Source organism: Acinetobacter sp. YH01004 (assembly GCF_013420455.1).
In the GTDB taxonomy this organism is placed as follows: Bacteria; Pseudomonadota; Gammaproteobacteria; order Pseudomonadales; family Moraxellaceae; genus Acinetobacter; species Acinetobacter towneri.
Map to the genome: position 1 here is coordinate 1 of NZ_VOXZ01000034.1, position 2,180 is coordinate 2,180.

The 2,180-nt window shown below is 42.5% G+C and carries 2 protein-coding genes and 1 pseudogene; 2 read left to right on the plus strand and 1 reads right to left on the minus strand.

Annotated elements, in window-relative coordinates:
* Both FTT71_RS13105 and FTT71_RS13110 read left to right on the plus strand, forming a co-directional pair.
* Positions 1-122 (plus strand): annotated as a pseudogene (locus FTT71_RS13105) (hypothetical protein); the annotation flags it as partial.
* A gap of 67 nt (positions 123-189) precedes the next feature.
* On the plus strand, positions 190-654 hold the full coding sequence (locus FTT71_RS13110) for an ATP-binding protein (protein ID WP_071830580.1): 465 nt from the start codon (positions 190-192) through the stop codon (positions 652-654).
* A 73-nt stretch (positions 655-727) separates the two neighbouring features.
* Here the strand turns inward: FTT71_RS13110 and mph are convergent, their stop codons facing one another.
* Complete coding sequence (mph, locus tag FTT71_RS13115) at positions 728-1,615, minus strand: Mph(E)/Mph(G) family macrolide 2'-phosphotransferase (protein ID WP_071830579.1); 888 nt, start codon at positions 1,613-1,615, stop codon at positions 728-730.
* Between the last annotated feature and the right edge of the window lie 565 nt (positions 1,616-2,180).

Genomic DNA, 2,180 nt, shown 5'->3' on the forward strand with positions numbered 1-2,180 from the left:
ACCGCCATCGTGTCGTGATCGGCAAGGATACGCGCCTGTCGGGCTATATGCTTGAACCCGCGCTCACAGCCGGTTTCACCTCGATGGGCATGGACGTATTCCTTTTTGGCCCGCTGCCGACAACGTAATAGGAAGAATAAACGCCCTTTTCACCCAAGTCCAAATTAATTTGCCGATTCCATAATCAGGGTGTATTACAATTCCATAGAGTTTTTCAATCCAGGTGGTTTAGCTGATAACTTAACGATTGATCAGCTTCTTCGTGAAGATTACTCGCCATGGGCGCGCAATAAAAGGATATCTGCCACGTTCAAAGAAGCGCATTTTATTGAAAAATATGGGTCAGGCATCAAACGAATCCAAGAAGGCTTCGCATCCTATGGTCTGCGTCCCCCTGTCTTTGAAAATTTCCAGCACGGTTTTCGAGTTATTGTCTCATCAAAGCTACTTTTCGAATCTAATGAGGGAGTAAGTGAGGGAGTAAATCTACTATTTAATCAGATAAGAACTAATCCAGGAAAGCGTGCACCATTTTTAGTAAACGAGCTATTAGTTCCTGTCAAGATAGTAGAGCGGTGGCTCAAAATCTTAAGAGATGATCATAAAATCGAGTTTCGAGGAGCTCCTAAAAGTGGAGGATACTGGCTAAAATAGAAATCAATGATACTCTTAAGTGGCACCAATCGAACTCCTATTTTAGCATTTAAAAAAGTATCCTCACATCATTTTATTGAACAATACCTAAGGCTGCTCTGGCGGCATTGATATGATTATCGTCGTTGCACTCTACCGCAAAAGCGCCATATGCTAATGGAGCTGCAGCAGCCCTCTCTATAGATTGTTCGTAGAGCCTATCCCATATCGTTCCGCCTTGTTTAGCATACTCCGTTATCAAACTCTTCAGGCTATCCTCTCCAAAAACCGATACGTGACCAGAAAAGTCCAGTGCAGGATCACCCATATGCGCAGTAGACCAATCTATGATACCAGAGGTCTTACCTTCCTTCGAGGTTAAGACATGCCCTGCATAGAGATCGCCATGGATGAAACAAGTGAATTCAGGCCACAAAGGGTCATTGTCCAACCATCTACGGTATCTGTTTTCCAACGGCTCGCTGATACCTATCTCAGATTTCACCAAGTGGATACGGTCAGCTATTTCGGTCCTCAATTCACTTGGAGTCATTATTTTCAAGTTGCTCTTTCTCACATCGTCAGCTGTAATACGATGTAATTCGGCCAATGATTTTGCCAGAGACTCCACATAAGCTATGCTATCGCGATCTATGTTCCAAGAAACCTCATGTGTTATCGCATCGAATGTCAGAGCAGGCGCATCCTCCAGTAAAGGGTAGGCTATTAGGCGCTCCGATACAATTTTCCAATCAGGGACATTGATCGACAGGTTTCTTTTGGCTAAATCCAATATTCTACTTTCATTTTCGATTTGTTCAAGCATATCGCTTCTTCGAGGTATACGGAGTACCCAGTTCTCACCGTTTACTTCCTTTACAAAGGCAACTCTAAAGTCGATGCCCATCTCATTGACGCTCATCTCTTCCGAAATTCTCAGCCCATGCTCTAGGGCTAATGTTTGCATATCTTCGATTGTCATTTCTATACTGTTTTCTTTTATTAAATTGGTACCAGTTCCCCCGACAGGACATTCTGAATGTCATATACAGGTGTAACACTTTACCCATATTCTTTTCGTATGGATAACACTTCCCATCAGGGAACAAAAATCTGATACATGAATTAATTGTGAGACAGTAGACCTACTGTCGCATTGAAGCCATCTCGGCGACTATTTGATTAGGAAAACCAAGGCTTTGCCATCATAGCCTTATCATAGAAGTATAACATAGTTGTAAAGATAGAAAATTATTTTTTATTCATCCATGATGTTATTATTTTATAATAACATCATCTAAACATGTCCTGTCGCTCTTTTGTGCTGTGATATTTCATACCTATTAACTGCTTTCGTTTGAATTATACGACGTTCTACTCACAATAGGGCAAGGGTTACTCATTCCGTAGGATGCGGTTCACGTATAGGAAGAATAAACGCCCTTTTCACCCAAGTCCAACAGCTTTGGACCGCAGTTGACTCTTTCGACACCCCTGCGATGCAACCCAATCCGGCTGACGGGGAGCCAGCAACGCTGAAAATTTAC